19 protein-coding genes are annotated in these 21,388 nt (G+C 68.3%); 4 read left to right on the top strand and 15 right to left on the bottom strand.

Annotation, left to right across the window (positions count from 1 at the left end):
• Positions 1-12 precede the first annotated feature (12 nt).
• The 15 genes from I3V78_RS11335 to I3V78_RS11265 all read right to left on the bottom strand — a co-directional run bounded on the left by I3V78_RS11335 (position 13) and on the right by I3V78_RS11265 (position 17,673).
• Entirely contained in the window at positions 13-945 is a 933-nt protein-coding gene (locus tag I3V78_RS11335) for an ExeA family protein (RefSeq protein WP_204487013.1), read from the bottom strand.
• 24 nt (positions 946-969) lie between these two features.
• Positions 970-4,125, bottom strand: coding sequence for a tetratricopeptide repeat protein (locus I3V78_RS11330; protein WP_204487010.1), 3,156 nt, complete (start codon positions 4,123-4,125; stop codon positions 970-972).
• 180 nt (positions 4,126-4,305) lie between these two features.
• The gene (gene accC, locus I3V78_RS11325) at positions 4,306-5,691 is read right to left on the bottom strand and encodes an acetyl-CoA carboxylase biotin carboxylase subunit (protein WP_204487008.1); all 1,386 of its coding nucleotides are present in this window, start codon (positions 5,689-5,691) and stop codon (positions 4,306-4,308) included.
• Positions 5,692-5,732: 41 nt separating this feature from the next.
• Positions 5,733-6,311: an acetyl-CoA carboxylase biotin carboxyl carrier protein gene (gene accB / locus I3V78_RS11320; protein WP_204487005.1), complete on the bottom strand. Its 579-nt coding sequence runs from the start codon at positions 6,309-6,311 to the stop codon at positions 5,733-5,735.
• A 34-nt stretch (positions 6,312-6,345) separates the two neighbouring features.
• Positions 6,346-6,927, bottom strand: coding sequence for an elongation factor P (gene efp / locus I3V78_RS11315; protein WP_204487003.1), 582 nt, complete (start codon positions 6,925-6,927; stop codon positions 6,346-6,348).
• Between the two features lie 105 nt (positions 6,928-7,032).
• Positions 7,033-7,395 carry a roadblock/LC7 domain-containing protein gene (locus I3V78_RS11310; protein ID WP_204487001.1) on the bottom strand — a complete coding sequence of 121 codons (363 nt, stop codon included), beginning with the start codon at positions 7,393-7,395 and terminating at the stop codon, positions 7,033-7,035.
• A gap of 48 nt (positions 7,396-7,443) precedes the next feature.
• Positions 7,444-8,076, bottom strand: coding sequence for a hypothetical protein (locus tag I3V78_RS11305; RefSeq protein WP_204486999.1), 633 nt, complete (start codon positions 8,074-8,076; stop codon positions 7,444-7,446).
• Between the two features lie 34 nt (positions 8,077-8,110).
• Positions 8,111-10,825, bottom strand: coding sequence for a type IV pilus secretin PilQ (locus I3V78_RS11300; RefSeq protein ID WP_204486998.1), 2,715 nt, complete (start codon positions 10,823-10,825; stop codon positions 8,111-8,113).
• A gap of 67 nt (positions 10,826-10,892) precedes the next feature.
• Complete coding sequence (locus I3V78_RS11295; RefSeq protein WP_204486997.1) at positions 10,893-11,456, bottom strand: pilus assembly protein PilP; 564 nt, start codon at positions 11,454-11,456, stop codon at positions 10,893-10,895.
• Between the two features lie 52 nt (positions 11,457-11,508).
• A complete protein-coding gene (locus I3V78_RS11290) occupies positions 11,509-12,126 on the bottom strand; it encodes a type IV pilus inner membrane component PilO (protein WP_204486996.1) in 618 nt (205 codons plus the stop codon).
• Between the two features lie 12 nt (positions 12,127-12,138).
• On the bottom strand, positions 12,139-12,819 hold the full coding sequence (locus I3V78_RS11285) for a PilN domain-containing protein (protein ID WP_204486995.1): 681 nt from the start codon (positions 12,817-12,819) through the stop codon (positions 12,139-12,141).
• Positions 12,820-12,858: 39 nt separating this feature from the next.
• Entirely contained in the window at positions 12,859-13,941 is a 1,083-nt protein-coding gene (gene pilM / locus I3V78_RS11280) for a type IV pilus assembly protein PilM (protein WP_204486992.1), read from the bottom strand.
• A 215-nt stretch (positions 13,942-14,156) separates the two neighbouring features.
• Positions 14,157-15,584: a sigma-54-dependent transcriptional regulator gene (locus I3V78_RS11275; protein ID WP_204486990.1), complete on the bottom strand. Its 1,428-nt coding sequence runs from the start codon at positions 15,582-15,584 to the stop codon at positions 14,157-14,159.
• Positions 15,585-15,644: 60 nt separating this feature from the next.
• A complete protein-coding gene (locus I3V78_RS11270) occupies positions 15,645-16,766 on the bottom strand; it encodes a sensor histidine kinase (protein ID WP_204486988.1) in 1,122 nt (373 codons plus the stop codon).
• A gap of 16 nt (positions 16,767-16,782) precedes the next feature.
• Positions 16,783-17,673, bottom strand: coding sequence for a prepilin peptidase (locus I3V78_RS11265; protein WP_204486986.1), 891 nt, complete (start codon positions 17,671-17,673; stop codon positions 16,783-16,785).
• Between the two features lie 287 nt (positions 17,674-17,960).
• Here I3V78_RS11265 and I3V78_RS11260 point away from each other — a divergent pair, with 287 nt between their 5' ends.
• The 4 genes from I3V78_RS11260 (at position 17,961) to I3V78_RS11245 (ending at position 21,368) form a co-directional block, all read left to right on the top strand.
• Positions 17,961-18,608 (top strand): type IV pilin protein, encoded by a 648-nt coding sequence (locus I3V78_RS11260; protein ID WP_204486984.1) that lies wholly within the window; start codon positions 17,961-17,963, stop codon positions 18,606-18,608.
• 116 nt (positions 18,609-18,724) lie between these two features.
• Positions 18,725-19,633, top strand: a complete 909-nt coding sequence (locus I3V78_RS11255) for a tetratricopeptide repeat protein (RefSeq protein ID WP_204486982.1) — start codon at positions 18,725-18,727, stop codon at positions 19,631-19,633.
• The gene (locus I3V78_RS11250; protein ID WP_204486979.1) at positions 19,633-20,601 is read left to right on the top strand and encodes an ABC transporter ATP-binding protein; all 969 of its coding nucleotides are present in this window, start codon (positions 19,633-19,635) and stop codon (positions 20,599-20,601) included. The genes I3V78_RS11255 and I3V78_RS11250 overlap by 1 nt, the downstream gene beginning before the upstream one ends.
• Complete coding sequence (locus tag I3V78_RS11245) at positions 20,601-21,368, top strand: ABC transporter permease (protein WP_204486977.1); 768 nt, start codon at positions 20,601-20,603, stop codon at positions 21,366-21,368. Before I3V78_RS11250 ends, I3V78_RS11245 begins: the two co-directional genes overlap by 1 nt.
• Positions 21,369-21,388 lie beyond the last annotated feature (20 nt).

Raw genomic sequence — 21,388 nt, 5'->3', positions numbered from 1 at the left:
GGACCAAAACCGCTACAGCTTACCCAGTCCCTCGAGGTAACGGTCGATCTCCGCGAGGTCCACCTTCGCGGTGCCTGGCCGGCTGGCTGCTGCCTGGGGGGCGCGGGCCGGGGCCTCGGCCGCCGAGGAGCCCTGCAATCCCAGGTTCTCCGCGATCTTGTGGATGAGCTTGTCGCCGAGCGAGGCCTCGCGGGCGAGGAAGCCCTCGAACAGGGCGTTGTCGCAGATGCTGTTGATGACGCGCGGGGTGCCCCCCGAGTGCTGGTGGATGGCCAGCAGGGCCTCGGGGGTGAAGGGCATGCGCGAGGAGCCCGCCAGCCGCAGGCGGTGCTTGATGTAGGCCTCGGTGGACTCGGCGGTGAAGGGCTCGAGCTTGTAGCGCAGCGCCACGCGCTGGGCGAGCGGCGGGTCCAGCTTGAGGTTCCGCTCGATCTCCGGCAGGCCGAAGAACACGAAGGAGATGAGCTTGCGCTCGGGCACTTCCAGGTTGAGCAACCCCCGGAACTCCTCCATCAGCTCGCGCGTCTCGAGCATCTGGGCCTCGTCGATGAGGACGACGGCCTTCTTGCCGGACTCGTAGATTTGCAGGAGCCGCTGGTAGAGCTGCGAGAGCAGGGCCAGCTTCTCCTGGGCGGGGTTCTCCACGCCCAGTTGCAGGGCGATGCGGCGCAGGAGCCAGTTGGCGGTGATGCCCGAGTGGATGATGACGAGCAGCGCGGCCTCGTACTCGGACTCGGGCAGCGAGTCGAGCATGCGGCGCGCCAGCGTCGTCTTGCCCGCGCCGATGTCCCCCACGAGGATGGACAGACCCTTCATGTAGCTCACGGCGTGCATGAGCCGGGTCAGGGCCTGGGAGTGCTGAGCCGAGTTGTAATAGAAACGGCTCACCGGAGCGTTGGAGAAGGGCTCCTGGGAGAGTTCGAAGTAGTCGAGGTAGGTGGTCATGGGCTCGGCGAACCTCTGACTGCGCTAGACGTAGCCGACCTTACGCGGCTTGGCGGCCGGGGTGGGGGCCGCCGCCACGGGACGTGCCCCCGACGGGGGCGCGCCACTGCCGCCCCGCCCCCCGCCCGGAGGCTTGGCCGGGGTGAGGGGATCCGCCACCGGCGACGTGGTGGCGGCCAGGCGGTCCACGTGGCCCTGGGCATCGCGGAAGCGCGGGTCCAGCTCCGCCACGCGCTGGTAGTGGTAGAGCGCCTTGCCGAGCTCGCCCACGGCCTCGTAGGCCGTGGCCAGCTCGAAGCCGAGGGCCTTGGACACCTCGGGCGTGGCGTGCTCGGAGCCGAGCGCCTGCTTGAAGGTGCCCACGGCCGCGCGGGCATCGCCCTTCTGCACCTGGAGCATGCCGGTCATCGTGAGGCAGTCCAGCTCGCGCTTCTTGCCCAGGGAGCCCTCGCGCGCCACGGCGAACTCCTGGAGCGCGTCGTCGATGAGGCCCATCTCCCGGTAGGCGATGCCCAGGTCGTAGTGCGTGTCCACGTCCTCGGGCTTGACCACCTTGGCCAGGCCCTTCTTGAACTCGGCGAACACCTCTTCCACCGAGTACTGGAAGTCCTCTTCCACGGCGGCGGGCGCCGGCGGCTCCGCGCCGCTCAGGTCCCCGAACTCCCCGGCGAGCTCCGCCGCCAGGTCGAACGCATCGCGCTCCGCCGGGGACTCGCCCAGGGCGGGCACCGCGGGCACGGCCACGGGCTCGGACGGCGTCTCGGGCTCCTCGGCCGCCGGGGACTCCCCCGACTCGAGCGCCTCGAGCTTCTCCATCAGCTCGCTGGCGCGCGCATGGCCCGGGAAGGCGATCATCACCGTCTCGAGGATCTCCCGCGCTTCATCGTAGATGCCCTGATCGATGAAGAAGCTCGCCTCGTCGCACTCCTCGCCGCCCGGCTCTTCCTCGGGCTCCTCGACCACCGGGGCCACGGGCTGGGGCGGCGCCTTGGGCGCGGCGGGCGCCGGGGCCTTGGCGGCCGGAGCGGCGGGCGCCGGGGCCTTGGCGACCGGAGCGGCGGGCGCCGGGGCCTTGGCGACCGGAGCGGCGGGCGCCGGGCGGGCCACCACCACGGGGACGGGCTCGGGCTCGGGCTCCGGGAACGTCTCGGGCTCGGGCTCCGGCTCCGGGAACGTCTCGGGCGCGGCGAAGGACTCGGGCTCGTCGAACGCGTAGGGCTCGACGACCGGCTCGTCCTCGCCGAGCACGGCCTCCCCTTCCGACGTCTGCTCGGGCTCGGAGTCCAGCTCGAGCGCGTACTCGGACCCCGAGTCCGACGTGTCCGCGTCGAAGCTCAGCCCGCCCACCTGCGTGGGCGACGGCTCGTCCTCCCCGAGGGACAGGGACAGACCGGCGTCGTCCGACACCAGGGCCTCGTCCTCGTCGGAGGAGGCCGCCAGCGCGTCGTCGTCGGACGCCTCCGGCATGTAGACGGTGGTGGCCTCCTCGGGCTCCTCGTCGGAGCCGAACAGGGGCTCGTCCCCCGCGATGACGGCGCCGGGCTCGTCCTCGAGCACCAGGCCCGCGTCGGCATCCTCCGGCGGCAGGCTGAACTCGCCGGAGACGATCTGCGCGTCCTCGTCGTGCTCGTCGCTCGCGGAGACGAGCGCCAGCTCATCGCCCATGGGCTGGGCGAGCGCATCCTCGGGCGCGTCGGCCACGACGATCTCGTCGTCGTTGGAGTCCACGAGGATGGCGTCCTCGGCCACCGACTCCACGTTGGAGCCCGTGGTGGGCATGGCCTCGTCCGACTGGAGCACGGACAGGAAGGCGGGCACCTCGGGGTGGCCAGGGTTCTGCTGGAGGATGGTGGCCAGGTACGGCTGAGCGCGCTGCACCTCGGCGCGGCGCGTGCACAAGCGCAGCACGTTGAGCAGCTGCTCGCCCGCCTGGGCCATGTTCCCGGAGGCGACGTAGATGTGGTACGCCTTCTCGTGCGCGTCGAGGTTCTCCGGGTCCACCGCGAAGATCTTCCGCAGGTGATCCAGCGCTTTGTCGTGCAGGCCGTACTTGACGTAGACCTCGGTCTCCGTGAGCAGCTTGGAGAACTGGTCCTTGCCCACCGGCGCCGTGGACACGGGCGCGGGCGCGGCCGCGAAGACACCGGACGGCGTGCCGCCCATGCCCGCGGGAGGAGACGCGGGCGCCGCGGGCGCGGCCGCCACGGGCATCGCCATGGAGGGCCGGGCGGGAGCCGGCGCGGGCGCGGGGGCCGGTGCGGGCGCCGCCGCGGCGGGAGCGCTCGTCTGCGGGCCCGAGGACTGCCACGCCAGCAGGTCGGCGTCGGAGGGGTCCAGCTCCGCGACGCGGTTCCAGATGTCGTTGGCGTCCGCGTTCCGGTCGCGCTCCTGGTAGACCTTGGCGAGTTCCTTGTAGACGGAGACGGTCTTGGCCGTCTGGCCGAGCCCCTGGAAGGCCTGGGCCAGCATGCCGAGCGTCTCGACGTCCCGACCGTCCGCCTTGAAGCACACCTGGAGCCGGGCGAGCGCGCGCTTCCAATCCGAGCGCGCGAGGTACTGCTGGGCCAGGTCCTTGGCCAGCGCGACGTTGTCGGGGTCCAGCGTGGCCAGACGCTCGGCCACGCGGAACCAGTCATCCATCCGGTTGTTGCGCTTGAGGTACTCGGCGGCCTTCTTGAACTCCTGGGCGGCCTCGCGCGCCATGTTCTCGCGTGCGTAGAGCTCGGCGAGCTTGATCTTCGACGCCACGTTCTCGGGGTCGAGATCCACCATCTTCTTGAGCGTATCCAGCGAGTTCTTGACGTCGCCCGACTTGTCGTAGTGGTTGGCGACGATCTGGAAATACGCCATGGCCTCGGACATCAGTCCGAGCTGCTGGTGGAGCTCCGCCAGCTTGAGGTTCACGTCCAGCAGGTTGGGGTTGAGCTTGAGGACCTGCTTGTAGAGCGCGACGGCCTTGAGGAAGAAGCCGTCCGTCGAGTAGCCCTCGGCCACCTTGGTGAAGTAATGGGCCGCCTGGACGTTGTCGTTCTTCTTCTGGAACAACTCCCCCATCTTCTGGAGGACGCGACCGTCCTTGGGATCTACGTCCAGGACCTTCTGATACTCCTTGATGGCCTTGTCGTAGGCACCCTTCGCGACGAGCTTGGCGGCGGCTTCGATGATCTTGTTCTTGTCCATCGAGCGTGGGCTTCCTGCCGAGCGAACCCCCTGGAAAGGCTGGGGTTTCTGCTTCCTTCAAGGAGACTGCGAGGGAGGGGGGAGGCTAGCGGAATCATCCCTCGGGGGTCAAGGAATCCACCCTCCCCCCATACCCGGGGAGCGTCATCGGTCGGGCACGGCGGACGGCGAGTCAACCCGTCAGGGCGTCTCCTCGATGGCCTTGCGCAGGCGGCGGGTGCCCGTCTCGCTCGCCAGGAGCCGCTCCACGAAGCGCGTGTCGTAGTTGCCCTCGATGAAGGACTCATCGGCGAGCGCCGCGCGGTGGAAGGGAATGTTGGTGCGGATGCCCTGCACCACGTACTCGCCCAGGGCGCGCTGCATGCGGCGGATGGCCGTGGGGCGATCCTCCGCGTACACGATCAGCTTGGCCATCAGGCTGTCGTAGTACGGCAGCACGGTATAGTTCCCGTAGGCACTGGAATCCACCCGCACGCCATAGCCACCCGGCGCGCTGTAGGCGGTGATCTTCCCCGGCCAGGGCGCGAAGGTGACAGGGTCCTCGGCGTTGACGCGGCACTCGATGGCGTGCCCCCGCATCTGGATGTCTTCCTGGGTGCGCTGCAGGGGCTCGCCCGCGGACAGCTTGATCTGCTCGCGCACCAGGTCGATGCCCGTGACGAGCTCGGTCACCGGGTGCTCCACCTGGATGCGGGTGTTCATCTCCATGAAGTAGAACCGCCCGTTCTCGTCGAGCAGGTACTCGATGGTGCCCACGTTGTTGTAGCCGAGCTTCTCCATGGCGCGCACGGAGACCTCGCCCATCTGCTGGCGCAGCTCGGGGGTGAGCGCCGGCGAGGGGCTCTCCTCGATGAGCTTCTGGTGGCGCCGCTGCACCGAGCACTCGCGCTCGCCCAGGTGGATGACGCGCCCGTGCTCGTCGGCCACGACCTGGATCTCGATGTGGCGCGGCTTCTCCACGTAGCGCTCGATGTACAGGTCGCCGTTGCTGAAGGAGGCCACCGCCTCGGCGGACGCCGTGGCGAACGCCTGGGCCAGGGCCCCCGGCTCGCGCACGATCTTCATGCCCTTGCCGCCACCGCCCGCCGCCGCCTTGAGGATGACCGGAAAGCCGATCTCCCGGGCGAAGACTTCCGCCTCACGCGCGTCCTTCACCACGTTGGGGCTGCCGGGCAGCAGGGGCAGGTTCGCCTCACGCGCCGCCTGACGGGCCCGCACCTTGTTGCCCATGAGCCGGATCATCTCCGGCCGGGGCCCGATGAAGTGGATCTTGCAGTCCTGGCAGACCTTGGCGAACTCGGCGTTCTCCGACAGGAAGCCGTAGCCCGGGTGGATGGCATCCGCGCGCGTGATCTCCGCCGCGGACAAGAGCTGCGGGATGTTGAGGTAGCTCTCCTTCGAGGCGGGCGGACCGATGCACACCGACTCGTCGGCGAAACGCACATGCAGCGCGTTGGCGTCCGCCGTGGAGTGCACCGCCACGGTGGCGATGCCCAGCTCCCGGCAGGCACGGATGACACGCAGGGCGATCTCCCCGCGGTTGGCGATCAGCACCTTCTTGAACACGATGTCGTGCCTCCGCGGGGCGCCCATGGCGCCCGCGTATGTCAAACGGGCTCGATGCGGAACAGTACCTGGCCGAACTCGACCGGCTGTCCATTCTCCACGAGGATCTCCGCCACGCGACCCGCCACGTCGGCCTCGATCTCGTTCATCAGCTTCATGGCCTCGATGATGCAAAGCACCTGGCCCTTCTTCACCACCGCGCCCACCTCCACGAAGGAGGGCTGGTCCGGGGCGGGCGTCCGGTAGAACGTCCCCACGAACGGGCTGGTGACGCCATGGCCGGGCTTCTCGGCCGGCGCCCCCGCGGCGGCGGGCGCCGACACGGGCATGGCCGGGGCCGGGGCGGCCAGGGGCGCGGCCACCACCGGAGCGGGGCTCACCGAGGGCGCGATGGGCGCCGCGTGCACGATGGTCGGCGCGGGAACGTGTCCCCGGCGGATGAACAGCCGCTCATCGCCCTTCTGCCACACGAGCCGCGTCACTTCCGAGGCCTCGAGGATTTCCACGATCTGCCGCAGCGACTCCACGTCCAACGACGTGGTGTTGCCCTCGACGCGGACACTCTCGGCCCGTGCGGCGGGCGCGGACTCGCTCCGGATGCTCTTGCGCTTGCTTGCCACTTTCCGTCCCCTCCCTGGGCCGCGATGGGCCGACTTAGCTCGCGACCGCCACGCGCGTGAGGTACTTGCCCCCCTCGCGCGTGTCGATCTTGAGGACGTCGCCCTCGTTGATGAACAGCGGCACGTTGACCTCGAAGCCCGTCTCCAGCGTCGCGGGCTTCAGGGCGCCGGACACCGTGTCACCGCGCACGCCCGGGTCGCACTTGACGACCTTCAGGTCCACCGAGTTGGGCAGCGTCACGGTGATGGCCTTGCCGTTCCAGAAGAGCACCTCGACGTCGATGTTCTCCTTCAGGAAGTTCTTCGCCTCGCCGAGCACCTTCTCGCCGATGAAGGTCTGCTCGAAGTTGCGCTTGTCCATGAAGTAGTAGTCGCCGTCCTGGAGATACAGGTACTGCATGTCCTTGCTCTCGATGTCCGGCACCCCCACCTTGTCGCCGGACTTCATCGTGGGCTCCAGCACGCGGCCGGACAACAGGCTGCGAATCTTGGTGCGCACGAAGGCCGAGCCCTTGCCGGGCTTGACGTGCTGGAAGTACTCGATCACGAACGGCTCACCGTCGATCTCGATCTTCAGGCCATTGCGGAATTCGGACGTATCGATGACACCGGCCATGGACAGCTCCTTCGGACAACTTGAAAAAGTCCGGGGTGTCTAGCCGATGGAACCGCGCGTTGCAAAGTGGAAAGGCGCGGCGCACCGCGCCGATCGCCCTCCAGGCTACAGCTCGGCGCGGATCCGGGGCGCCGTCAGTCGCAGGACATAACGACCCTTGCCGTAGTTGCCATCCGCGCGCAGCGCGAGCACCAGGAAGTACTCGGGCGACACGAGGCGCATGAGGGTCAGCACCCGATCACTGTTGATGCTGACCTCCTGCACGTCGCCCGTCTTGAGCACCTCGGCGGCCTGGCGCAGTTGACCGAGCAGGTTGGCGTACTCGATCCACGCCCCGTTGAGATCCAGCTCGACCGCCTCCTCATTCTGATGGGTGTCCACGGCGATGCCGTCGAAACCCATCACACTACAGGCCAGCGAACCGTCAACCTGATTGACCACGGACTCGAGGTGCGTACGGAAGGACATGGTGGCTGGCTTGTAGGAGGTGTGAGGAGGTGGGTCAAGTCGAAGCGGCTAGCCGCCGCACACGGGATCCTGCCCGGGGCAGGCGTAGGTGGGCGCGGCGCCCCCGCTGCACGTCGCGGAAGCGAGGACCTGCAGCGGGAAGGTGAACGCGTTGCTCTCCACCGCGAACCCCCCACTGCCCATGTGGCCTCGCAGACGGATGGTGACCATCAGGTTGACCTGGCCATTCTCCGAGTCATCCAAGGCCGCCTGCATGCCCTCGACGGCCTTGGGGCCCAGCGCCAGGACGGAGATGTAGCTGTTCTGCTCCGCGCCCACCGCGGGCCGGAAGAGCACGCGGAGGACACTCGACTCCTCCTCCACACCCAGGTCGGCCCCCTCGTACTCGTAGGTGATCTCCTCCAGGGTGATGTCCGAGTAGCCCAACCCCGACGCGACCTCCACGTTGTTGATTTCAATGGGCTGACGGGCGTTGTCGGTCTCCAGGTTGAGGAAGAGGCCGTAGTTGTTGCTCACACTCCACACGAGCCGCCCCTGGCTCAGCAGCCGGGAGAACTCCGGATCACAGGTGGAGCCGCTGGTGGCGTAGGCATTGAGGACCCGGAACGGCCCGGTGGCCTGGTCCGACAGACAGCCCAGGGAGGCCGCGCACAGCGCGGCCATCAACATCAATCGCTTCATGGAATTGCGCTCCTGTGGTGACTCGCTGGGGATTTTAGAGGGTCTGCGCGATCGTCTGCCGGTTGAGGATGCGCGGCGTGATGAAGATGAGCAGTTCCTGGCGGTTGTCCGTCTCGCGGTGGTTCTTGAAGAGCAGACCCAGGACCGGAATCTTCGACAGGAAGGGCACCGACGCGCTCTGGGAGCTGCCCCGGCGCACGTAGATGCCGCCGATGACCGTCGTGTCGCCGTCCTTCACCAGCACCTGGGTGTTGGCTTCCTTGCGCTGGATGGCGGGCTGACCGTTGGCGCCCGTGTTGGAGGGGTCCGGCTGGTTGTTCTGCGCGTTGATGGACATCAGGATGCTGCCGTCCTGGGTGATGTGGGGCGTGACCTCGAGCGACAGACGGGCCTCGATGAAGGTCGTGTTCGCACCGGACGCGGACACCTGGCTGAACGGGAGCGACACACCCTGGCTGATGCGAGCGGTGTTGTTGTCCAGCGTCGTCACCTTGGGCGCGGAGATGGTCTTGACGACACCGTCGGTCTCCGCCGCGGACAGGCGCAGGTTGAGGGCCAGCGCACCGCCCGCCGAGCCGAAGACGAAGCTCAACGCACCACCCGTACCCGGAGCCGCCGCCGCCGGCAGGTTGACGGCGAAGTTGGGCACCTGGGGCAGACCCGGCGCCGTGCCCGACACACCACCGGTCGCGATGGCGTTGCTCGGGAAGATAAGGCCCGTGCTGTTGCCCGTGGCCTGGGCGGCAAGCGCCTGACCACCCCACTGCACACCCAGTTCACGGGTGAACGAGGTGTTGGCTTCCACGATGCGGCTCTCGATGAGCACCTGGGGCGTCTGCGTGTCCAGGTTGCGCACCAGGGCACGCGCCTTCTCGATGCTGGCGCGAACATCCTTCACGATGAGGACGTTGGTGCGCGTATCCACGGTCACCGAGCCCCGCTCGCTCAGCACGTCCTTGACCCGCGCGGCCATGTCGTTGGCGATGGCGTAGTTGACCGCCACCAGGTTCACCACCAGCTCCTCCTGGACGATGGCCAGCTTCTTGGCCTCCAGACGGGCGCGGGCCTCATCCTCGAGCGTCTTGAGCGGAGCGATGCGCAGGATGTTGCCGATCTCCTCCTTGCCGAGCGACTTGCTGCGCAGCACGAGGTCCAGCGCCTGATCCCAGGGCACATTGCGCAGGCGGATGGTCACCTTGCCCTGGACGTCGTCGGCCACCACGATGTTCTTCTTGGAGATCTCCGCGATGACGCGGAGCATGTTCTGGATGTCGATGTCCTTGAACTCGAAGGACACCTTCTTGCCCCGGTAGCGCGCCTGCTGGGGAGCGCCCTCGGCGGCGTAGGTCGACGCCTCGGCGGTGAAGCCGGCGGTGCGCTGGGTGACGGCCACCTGCTCCGTCTTCACGCCCTTGACGTTCAGGCGCCAGGCCAGGCCACCAGCCAACTGGCTCACGCTCTCGTCGATGGCGCCATCGGCGGCCACCACCACCCGCACCCGGTTGCCCGCGCCGGGCACCGCGAACGCGCTCACCATCTTCACCGACGTGTTCAGGTCACTCGTGTCCAGGCTGCGCTCGAGCCGCTTGGGCAGCCGCGCGTTCTCCAGCGTCAGCACCGCGCTGCGGGGATCCGGGCGCTCGACCTTCCACGCCGCCGCGCCCGACAGCTTGATGTCCACCCGGCCACCGGCCTCGTTGTCGTCGAAGGAGAGGTCCTTCACGTCCACCAGGGCCAGCTTCGCGTCCACCGGAGCGGCGCGCAGGGGCTCGGTCTCGGCCACGGCCTTCTCGGGCGCGCTCGCCGGCGCGTCCTTCTGGGTGGCCACCGCGCCGCCGAACACCACGGCCAGGCCGCGACCCGAGCGCTTCACCTGATAGGTGGGCATGGAATCGCGCACGTCCAGCACGAGGCGGACCTTGTCGGAGTGGGCACCCACCCGCAGGTCCTTCACCGGACCGGACTGCACGCGCGGCGCCTTGGCCGACAGGCCCACGCCATACACGTCCACGGCCAGCCGCGGGGGATCCGCCAGCTCCAGCACCTCGTAGCGGGCGACCTCTCCGTCCGTGCGGATGTCCAGGGTGTCCCGCTGGAAGGCCATGCCCGTGATGCGGCGTGCCGGGTGCGCGACCTCCCGATCGTCCACCTCTGCGGCCACCACGTTCTCGGGCAGCGCGGGGGCCTTCTCCGCCACGGGGCGCGGCGAGGGCTCCTTGGTCACGGCGGGCTCGGCCTTGGCCACCACGGGGGCGGCCGGCACGGGCTTCGCCTCGGCGGGGGCCGGCGCCTCGGGCGCCTTGGGCTCCGTCACCGCGGCCACGGCCGCGGGCGCCTGGACGCCGTCCACCGAGATGATGACCCGGTTGCCGTCCGCGCGCACGTCGTACTGGGCCGTCTGCTGCAGGGCCACCAGCAATCGGCCGACGCTCGCGCGCTCGTCCGAGAACTGCATGGCCACGACACCAGCCACCGGGCCCTGTCCATTGTGGTGACCCTTGATGCCCGTGGCGTCAGCCGACGAGAGGTCCACCACCAGTCGCTCCGGACCGCTCAACCGGAAGACGGTGAAGGTGGGAGCCCGGGTGCCTGATACCACCACCTGGGCTCCCGCCGCCGTCTGGACGACCTTGAGATCCTTCAGCGTGTTGAGTTCGGCGGCCTCGGCCCCGACGCTCAAGGTGACGGCCACCAGGGCCGCCACCACGCTCATCAACTTGCCCCTCGTCACAACGCTCTCCTCGAGCATGCTTCCCCTCAACAAGTTGCACTGTGCCATGGGCGCCGAACCTGCTCGGCTCCAAGACACCGGGCCGCTACTGCTCCCAGTTCTTGCCCGTCATCAGGTTGTAGGCCGGATCCATCTTGGAATCCTGCTTGAGACCCAGCTTCACCGAGTTGTAGAGCACCCGCGAATCCGTGGTGATGGTCTCGGTCACCGTGACCTCGTCCCGGAGGATTTGCGTCACCTTTCCACCCTGGCGACCCATTCGCGTGTTGCGGCGTACCACGTGACCCCGACCGATGGGATCTTCCACCATGGCCATGGGGTTGGCATCACCCGTCACCACCGCCACCAGCTTGAGCTGGTCGATGTCCCACTGGCACAGGGGCTCGCTGCACGCGGGCCCCGAGCCGGCCACGGGCGCGCGGTCGACGATGTCTTCCAACGGGCTGCGGAACGGATCACGCTTGCCCACCGGGTTGTAGCTGTAGACGTAGCCGGTCGCGACCGTCGTCTCCACCGGCTTGGGCTTGGGCGCCTCCGCCTGAGCGGCGGGCTTGGGCGCCGGCGTCGGCTTGGGAGCCTCCGCCTCGCCGCAACCCGCGAGTGAGAGGGCCAGAGCCCCCGACAACAGCATGGAGTGGATCGTCTTCATCCTCAGGACCCTTTGTCGCCGCATTTCCAGGACCGATCAAGATTTCGTGCGGCTACTTCTTGTTCTTGGTTTGAGCTGGCTTCGCGGCCGCATTGGCCGTGTTGACGAAGCGGAACGTCGTGGCGAGGAACGAACTGGTGAGCACCACCTTCTCGTTCTTCATCTTGGCGCCATCGAGCTTGATGTTGTTGACGTTCACGATGCGCCGCATGGTCGACACCTCCTGGAGGAACATGGCGATCTCCTGGTAGTTGCCGCTCACGGACATCTTGATGGGGATGCGCGCGAAGAAGTCGCCACCGCCCACCGACTCGGGGCCCGGCTCCACGCGGGCGATCTCCAGCCCGGACTTCTTGCCAATGTCGTTGAGCTGAGCGAGCAGCTCCTCGACGTCCTTGTTCTCGGGCAGCTCGGTGAGCGCCTCGGCGAGCTTCTGCTCGAGCACGTCCATCTCGCGCCGACGCTCGTTGAGGTTCTGCGCGATCTCGCTCTTCTCGGCCAGCTCCAGGTCGAGCTTGCGCTGATCACCCCGGAGGCCCTGGCTGGTGACTTCCAGCGGCTCGATGACGAGGAAGTAGTTGGCGACGGTCATGAGGACCACCACCGCGGCCAGGCCGCCGAACTTCACCGCGGGAGGCGCCTTGACGATTCTATCGAGATGCTTGTCCATCGTGGCGAGTCCTCAGATGGCGTAGTTGGAAGAGAGGGTGATGTCGAAGTCCACCGTGGGAACCTCGCCCGGCTTGGTGGCCTGGCCCTTCTGCTGGGTGCTGCGCAGGTCCACGTTGGAGAAGAAGGGCTTGATGTCGCTCACCGGGAACTCCTCGATGGAGACCTCGGCCGCGAGCAGCTCGACGCGGGTCGTCTTGGCCTCGCGGCGCTGCTCCACCATCCGGCCGATGCCCTTGGGCGTCCACACCATGCCGTGCAGGTTGCGCATCAGCTCGGCCACGTCGTCGTGGCTCACCGCGGAGCCCGCCAGCTTCACGCTGCCCCGCTCCTCGTTGAAGCTGTTGAGCCACGCCTTCTTCGGCATGGAGCTGGAGAGCGCGTCGAGCATGCGCACCGGACCCGAGCGGCCCCGGCGCAATTCATCGAGCACCGCGAGCTTCTTCTCGACCTCGGCCTTGCGGGTGTTGATGTTCTTCACCTCGCCAATGGTCTTGTCGAGCTCGGTGATGCGGGCCTTGGTCGCGCGGATGCCCTCGCGCTGCCCCTGCACGATACCGTCCTGCTCCATGAACCAGTAGATGTTGCCACCCGCGGCAACCAGCAGCACCACCGCGAACAGCGCGAGGATCTGCCGGCCCGCCTCCTGCTGCACCTTCTTGCGGATGGGCAACAGATTGATGCGAATCATCATGTTGAATCAGTCCTTCATCAAAAAGGAGAGGAAGAGGGATCAGCCGACCTTGTCACCCGGTCGCCGAAGCGCCAGACCCACCGCCACCGCCGCCATGGGCGCCACCTCCATGATGAAGGCGGGATCGAACTTGCGGTTGTCCACGTCGATCTTGCGGAAGGGGTTGAGGATCTCCACCGGCACCCCCACGCGCGACTCGATGGTCTTGAACAGCGCGGGAATCTTCGCCGTTCCGCCCGACAGGTAGACCTTGGTGAAGTTGGCTTCCACGGCGGTGCCCGCGTAGAAGTCCAGCGAGCGCTGGATTTCTCCGGCCACCTGCTCGGCCACGCTCAACAGCACCCGCTCCACTTCCTGCGGAACGACCGCGTCCGCGTCGCTGCTGGTGCCGCCGATCTTGAGCGTCTCGGCCTCCTCGTAGGAGACGTTGAGCTGCTTCTGGATCTCCTCGGTGAACTGGTTGCCACCGATGGTGACGTCACGGGTGAACACCGTGATGCCGTTGGCGATGATGTTGATGTTCACCACCGAGGCGCCCGCGTTGATGAGCACCACGGTCTCCTTCTCGGGGACATCGTAGTTGGCGGCGAACATGTTCTGGACCGCGAAGGCGTCCACGTCCACCACCACCGGCTGCAGCCCCGACTCGGAGACCACGGTGGTGTAGTCGTTGATCATGTCCTTCTTGGCCGCCACGAGCAGCACGTCCATCTGACCGGTGGCGTCGTTGCCCCCCGCGTCGAGGATCTGCGTGTCGATGTTCACGTCCTTGACGTCGAAGGGGATGTACTGCTCCGCCTCCCACTGGATGCTCTCCTCGAGCTCGGCCTGGCTCATGCGGGGCATCTGAATCTTCTTGATGATGACCGAGTGGCCCGACACGCCGATGGCGACGTCCTTGCCCTTGATCTTCAGCTCGGTGAGCAACTCCTGCAGCGCCTGGACGATGGCGGTGGAGTTCATCAGCGCGCCGTCCACGATGGCCTCGGGCGGCAGCGGCTTCATTCCGAAGCTCTGCAGCGCGTAGTTCACCTGACCCCGCTTGCGCTGCTCCTTGAGCAGAATCATCTTCACCGAGGTCGATCCGATATCAAGACCGAGAGCCAGCTTACCCTTCGCCATACAGTCGTCGCTCCGTGGAGAGGCCGCCAGGGTAGCATCGGCTGGCAAGCCCTCCTAAAAAGTGCTTCACGACAGCCCGCTCAGCAGGCGGCCGCTCTGACCCCGGAAATCTCGCGGCGAATACCTCACCGCTCTCCAAGGGCCGATTTTCCGGCCTCCGGCGTGTTTCGTCAAATCCCCCGGCAGGCCCGCCTCCCCTGTCGTGGAGCGGGCCGTCAGCCGTGTTCTCCCTCGGCGTCCGCGTCGATTCCGTACTCCTTGAGCTTGTACAGGAGGGCGCGGTGGCTGATCTCCAGCACCTCGGCGGCACGGGTGCGGTTGCCCCGCGTGCGCCGCAGGGCCGCGCGGATGTAGGACTCCTCCAGGTCGCGGATCGCCCGCTTGAGGGACAGGTCGGCGTCCGCGGCGGACGGCGCCACCGGGGACCGGGGGACGGAGGGAACCGAGGCGCCGCCCGAGGAGAAGCCCAGGCGCTCGGGCAGGTTCTGCGGGGAAATCCACTCCCCATCCGCCAGGAGGACCGCGCGCTCCATGGCGTTCTCCAGCTCGCGCACGTTGCCCGGCCAGGCGTAGGCGCACAGCAGCGCCTCGGTGCCGGGCCCCAGGCCGAGCACGGGCGGCTCCCGGTTGAGTTCCCGGTTGAAGCGCGACAGGAAGCTATGGGCCAGTAGCGGGATGTCGCCCGAGCGCTCCCGCAGGGGAGGCACGCGCACGTTCACCACGTTGAGCCGGTAGTAGAGATCCTCCCGGAACTCCCCCCGCTCCACCAGCCGCCCCAGGTCGCGCAGCGTGGCGGCGAGCACCCGCACATTCACCTTCTCCGCCCGGTTCTCGCCCACGGGGCGGATCTCCCCTTCCTGGAGCACGCGCAACAGCTTGACCTGGGCGGGCGCGGGCAACTCCCCCACCTCGTCGAGGAAGAGCGTGCCGCCATCGGCCTCGCTGAACAGGCCCCGCCGGGCGGTGCGCGCATCCGTGAAGGCGCCTCGGGCATGGCCGAACAGCTCGCTCTCGATGAGGCCCGCGGAGATGGCGCCACAATTGACGGCCACGAAGGGCATGGCGGCCCGGGGCGAGCGCGCGTGCAGCGCCCGCGCGACGAGCTCCTTGCCCGTGCCGCTCTCGCCGGTGATGAGCACGGTGGTGCCCACGGGCGCGAGCCGATCCACCTGCCGCATCACCGCGCGCATGGGCTCGCTCTCGCCCAGGATGTTGTCGCCCGTGGCCGAGATCCCCGCGCCCTGCAGGCGCCGGTTCTCCCGGAGCAGGCGCTCGCGCTCCTCGGCCTTGCGCAGGACGAAGACGATCTCCTCGGGCTTGAAGGGCTTGCGCACGTAGTCGTACGCGCCCGCGCCCACCGCCTCGAGGGCCTGGGCCTGGGAGCCGTACGCGCTCATCACCACCACCGTCAGGGACGGATGCGCGGCGAGGGCCTGGCGCAGCAGGGACAGGCCATCGAGCCGGGGCATGCGCACGTCACACAGCAACAGGTCATAGCCCCGCGTGGCCAGCTCCCGCAGCGCCTCCTCGCCGTCGGCCACGGCGCGGACCTCGTAGCCGAGCTCCGACAACACCAGGCTCAGCACATGACGGATGGACGGCTCGTCGTCGGCGATGAGGATGCTGCGGAAGAGGGAGGCCATGGGGGGGGGCGTACCTGGAGAAGTAGCGCACCCCGGGGGGACTCGGCCAGGGGGGTCGCCTCAACTCCCGGGAAGCAACAGGGTGAAACAGGCCCCGCCCCCGGGGAGGTTCTCCGCCGTCAGTCGCCCCGCCATCGACTCCGCCAGATGCAGCGAGACCGCCAGGCCCATGCCGGTGCCCTCTCCAGGCGGCCGCGTGGTGAAGAAGGGCTCGAAGAGCCGGGTCATCGCCTCGGCCGCGATGCCCGGCCCCGTGTCCTCCACGCGCAGCACCACGCCCCTCGTCTCCGCGCGCGTGGACAACCGCACGACGCCGTGCCCTTCCATGGCCTGCACCGCGTTGAGCAACAGGTTGATCACGATCTGTGACACCGGTCCCGCGTCCGCCCACGCCAACAGGCCGGGCGCGAAGGCGCACTCCCAGCGCACGTCGGGAAAATCCCGCCCGGCCTTGACGAGCCGGACACACGTCTCCGCCACCCGCCCCACGTCCACGGGCCCCAGGTTCACCTGGGCCGGGCGGCCGATCTCCAAGAGGCCCCGCACGATGCCGTCGATGCGCTGCACCTCGTGATCGATGCGCCCGAGGTACTCGAGCACCTCGGGCTCGCGGGTCCGGGCCTGCGCCAGGGACAGGTAGCCGAGGATGCCAGCCAGGGGGTTGCCCACCTCGTGGGCCACGCCCGCCGCGAGCCGCCCCACGGTCGCCAGGCGCTCCGCGGCGACCAGTTCCGTGCGCGCCTGGCTCAAGCGCGCGTTGGCGGCCCGGAGCGCCTCCAATTGATGGCGGGTGGTCTGCTGCTCCTCCTGGAGCGCTCCCCGCAGGCGAGACAGCGCGCGCTGGACCCGCGAGAGCAACGGGCCCGGGCTCTCCGGCAGGGACACGTCCAGTTCCAGCCGCCCGAGGTGCTCCACCACCTTCTCGGTCCGCCGCAGGGGCCGCCCCACCATGAAGTCCAGGACGCCATAGGACACCGCCGTGAGCAGCACCAGGTCCAGGCCCAGCAGGAAGGGCAGCGAGCCGAGCGTGCGCGACAGCGACACGCCTCGCAGCGCGCCCTGGGCGCCACACTGCCGCACCAGATCCATCAAGGACAGCAGGGGCCGCTGCAGCGTCAGCCAGGCCAGTCCCGTCCCCACCGCGCTCAACAGGAAGGCGACACTGGCGATCCGGCCCTTCATCGCACCGCGTCCCGGCTCACCGCAGGCCCGTGAGCAGCACGTCCATGGGCACGGGCAGCACGTCGCGCAGCCAGGGTCCGAGCAGCATCACCTCGAGCGCCGCGACCGACAGCCAGGGGCCGAAGGGAATGTTGGTGGGACCCGGCACCCAGTCATCCTCCTCGTCCTCCGCCGTCCCCTCCCCCGCCCCGTCCGCGGGGGCCGGCTCGGCGGGGGTCCGCGCATCGGGCTCGGGCGACGCGTCCGGCGCGGGTCCCGCCCGCCCATAGAGGAGCAGCATCACCGAGCCCACCACGGCGCCCTGGAGGGACGACAGGAAGATGACCCCGAGCAGGGCCTTCCAGGACAAGAAGGCCCCGATGAGCGCGAGCAGATCCTTGTCCCCCGCCCCCAGCGCCTCCTTCTTGAAGATCTTCTCGCCCACCCACTCCAGGGCCCAGAAGACGAAGAAGCCGGCCAGCGCGCCGAGGACCGCGTCGATGAGCCGCGGCATGCCGAGCGGCACCGACAGGGCCACACCGGCGGCGATGCCCGGCCACGTCAGCTCCGTGGGGAGGATCCAATGCTCGAGATCAATGAAGGCGAGCGGCACGAGCAACAGGACGAAGACCAGGGCCAGGACGAGCTCGGGGGTCCACCCGAAGCGGCGCTGACACGCGAAGAAGAGCGCCGCGGTGAGCACCTCGATGAGCGGATAGCGCCAGGAGATGGGCGCCTGGCAGCCGCGGCAGCGCGCGCGCTGGACGAGCCAGGAGAGAACCGGAATGTTCTCGTACCAGGTGAGCTGACGGCCGCAGTGGGGACAGCGCGAGCGGGGCCGCACGATGCTTTCCCCCGCGGGCACCCGCGCGATCACGACATTCAGGAAACTACCGAAGAGCAGGCCCATGACGACCACCAACACCATGGCCGCGCCTTCCACCGCCTGAGGAGTCACAGTCCGCCGCGTCCCTTCTTTGTCAGTCCAATCCGCCGGCGCGCAGCATAGGGCCCGGGGAAGGCGGGCGGGCAGACCATTCCTGTCACTGGGGTGACAAAAATGGGCACTCTTTCTTCGCCTGGATGCCCCCCATCCCGGCGCAACTCCCTGGAGAAAGGACGCGGCGGGGGCCATTTGACGCTGGCACCGTTCGTGCTATTGCTTCCGTCGGCTTCGGCCGCAACCCCTCGCGTCCCGCCGTCAAGGAATCCCCCATGAACCGTCTGTTTGTTCGCAAGAACCGCGGCTTCACGCTGATCGAGCTGATGATCGTCGTGGCCATCATCGGCATCCTCGCCGCCATCGCCATCCCGAACTTCATCAAGTTCCAGGCGCGTTCCAAGCAGGGCGAGGCCAAGGCCAACCTCAAGGCCTGGTTCACCTCCCAGCGTGCGTTCCTTCAGGAGAAGGACAAGTACGTCGACGACATCAAGATCCTCGGCTTCTCGCCCGAGCGTGGCAACCGCTACGCCTACTACTTCGCCGCGACCGACGCGTGCGAGACCCGCACCGCGGACGGCCTGGGCACCGCGACCACCTACAACTGCATCTACGTGGACCAGGGCAAGTTCGCCGACACCGAGCCGAACCCCGGCAAGGGCAAGGCCCCGAACGTGACCTTCGTCACGGGCGGCGGTGACGACCCGGTGACCCCCGTCGGCATCTCCGGCGCCTGCCCCGGCTGCAACATCTCGGGTCTGGCCTCGGGCAACATCGACAACGAGAAGGAAGGCATCGACACCTGGTTCATCTCGACCAAGGACGTGAAGAGCTTCGTGCACGTCTGCGGCAACGCGGATGAGCAGGCCGCCGTCGCCGGCTCCCCGACGCTGAGCTACAACGACGTCGACTGCGACACCTGATTCACATGACTCGCCCGGGAGCCAGACGCACCGGCTCTCTTGGGTGAGCAGTGTTGACAGAACCAGGACACCCGGAATCATCTCCGGGTGTCCTTTTCCTTTTTATCGGTCCCGCTATGAAGGTGCGTTCGTCCTGGCCTCCCCTGGTGACCTTGCTGGGCGGCCTCGTGCTGCTCGTGCTGCTCGCCGCGCCCCCGGCCAAGCGGGCCCGCGGTCCACATGAAGAGCCCCTCCTGCCGCGGCAGGACGTCCTGAGGCTCGTGGGTCGGGGCTACCTGCAGTTGATGGCGGACTACTTCTGGATCCAGCTCGCGCAGACCACGGGCCGGGCCAACAGCGCGGCCGAATACCGGGATGTCTTTCCCTACGCCAACCTCATCACGGATCTGGATCCGATGTTCCAGATCGTCTACGGGTTCGCCGCCGGAGTGATTCCCACGAACCTGGGTCGCGAGACGTGGGTGAACACCGAAGAGTCCACGCGGCTGCTGCGCAAGGGGCTCGCGCTGTTTCCCGACGATCTCAAGCTGAACATGCTGCTCGCCTATAACCTGAGCACCTACGAGCGGGACTACACGCAGGCCGCCGCGGTGGCGGAGAAGGCCTCGAAGCTGCCCGGCGCCCCGGCCTACCTGTCCGCGCTCGCCACGCGCCTGTATGCCCAATCCGGGCAGGTGGACGCGGGACTCGCCCTGGCGCAGTCGCTGGTGGACTCGGCCGAGGACGACGCCACGCGCGAGACCTTCAAGCAGCGCGTGCAGGACTTGAAGATGGAGCGCGAGTTGCGGCGGGTGGATGCCGCGGTCGACCGCTTCCGTCAGACCTTCGGCACGGCGCCGCCCAACGTGCGCACCCTGACGTGGCTGGGCTATCTGCGCGTGCCGCCGCGGGATCCCAAGGGCGGAGGCTTCTTCATCGGGAGCGATGGACGAACGTACTCGGTCACCCAGCAGCGCCGCCTGGAGCTCTTCACCCCTGACCAACGGGGCATGAACTTCGTCATGCCCCCGCCCGAGGAGCAGTGATGTCCAAGGATGTTCCGCTCCCGATCGAGATCCGGGACCTGTCCAAGACCTACCGGCTCGGCTTCCTCATGAACCGGCGGGTGCGCGCGCTGCAGTCGCTGGACCTGGCCCTGCAGCCGGGCCAGGTCTACGGCCTGTTGGGGCCCAATGGCGCGGGCAAGTCCACGACCATCAAGATCCTCCTCAACCTGGTGCAGCCCTCGGGGGGCACGGCGCGGCTGTTCGGCCTGTCGCCCGCGGACCGGGAGGCGCGCCGCCGGGTGGGTTACGTGCCGGAGAATCCCGCGCCCTACGAGTACCTGACGGGCCGCGAGTTCGTGACGCTCGCGGGTCGGCTCATGGGCATGAGCGGCAAGGAGCTGGATGCGCGGGTGTCCGAGGTGCTGGGCATGGTGCAGATGACACGCGCGGCCCACCTGCAGATTCGCCGCTACAGCAAGGGCATGGTGCAGCGCGTGGCGCTCGCCCAGGCGCTGGTGTCCAAGCCGGAGCTGCTCATCCTGGACGAGCCCACCTCGGGCCTGGATCCCGTGGGCCGGCGGCAGATCCGCGACCTCATCCTCGAGGAGCGGCAGCGGGGCACCACCATCCTCTTCTGCACGCACATCATCCCGGACGTGGAGGCGCTGTGTGACCGGGCGGTGGTGCTCGTGGGCGGTCGCCGGGTGCGCGAGGGCAGCGTGGCGGAGCTCGTGAGCGCCCAGGCCACGCACGTGGAGCTGACGGTGGAGGGCCTGGGCGTGGAGCAGCTCGAGGCCCTGGGCTTCGCGCTGGAGCAGGTGCGGGCCCTGGAGAACCGGGTGCTCGTCCGGGTGCGGGACGCGGAAGCCCAACCCCTGCTCAAGCAGGTGCTGGAGCGAGGCGGACGCGTCACCCAGCTGCAGCCCGCCCGGTTCTCGTTGGAAGACCTGTTCCTGCGCGCGCTCGAGGAGGCCCGCCAGGGACCCGTGGGAGGAGAGATTTCGTGATGGGTCCGTTCATCGCCCTGGCGCTCAACGGCTTCCGGGAAGCCCGGCGCAACCGCGTCACCCTGCTGGTGGGCCTCTTCGCCCTCGCCATGCTCCTGTCCACCTCGCTCGTGTTGGAGGTCACCGTCGGCACGTTCGACCGGGTTCTCACCGACGTGGGCCTGGGCGCCATGAGCCTCATGCTCGTGCTGCTCAGCATCTTCCTGTCCAGCGGGCTCATCTCGCGGGAGATCGAACGGCGCACCATCTTCCTCATGGTGTCCAAGCCCCTGTCCCGGGGCGCGTTCCTGGTGGGCCGGCTGTTTGGCAACATGCTCACCGTGACGGTGCTGCAGTTGGCCATGGCGGCGCTCTTCTGCGGACTGCTCGCCTTCTACGGCGCGCCCCTCACGTCCGCGCACCTGGCGGCCATGGGCATGCTGTGGTTCGAGCTGTGGGTGCTCAGCGGCGTGGGCTTCCTGATGTCCAGCTTCTCCAGCCAGATGGTGTCCGCCTTCGTGAGCGTCAGCGTCTACGTGGCGGGCAGTCTGTCCTCGGACATCTACAAGCTGGCGACCCGATCCCAGAGCAACGCGCTCGAGGGGTTGGGCAAGGCCGTCTATTACGTGCTGCCGGACCTGTCGCGCTTCAACTACCGGCCCCAGGCCGCCTATGCCACGCCCGTGTCCTTCGCGGAGCTGTTGCCGGGCATGGGCTACGGGGTGGCCTACACCTGCGTGCTGGTGGCGCTGGCCATCCTGCTCTTCAACCGGCGCGACTTCCGCTGAGGCCCGCGCGCGGGAGGCGG

The organism is Archangium primigenium, assembly GCF_016904885.1.
Lineage (GTDB): Bacteria > Myxococcota > Myxococcia > Myxococcales > Myxococcaceae > Cystobacter > Cystobacter primigenius.
The sequence above is the reverse complement of the archived record's forward strand: the minus strand, read 5'-3'. Positions and strand labels throughout refer to the sequence as shown.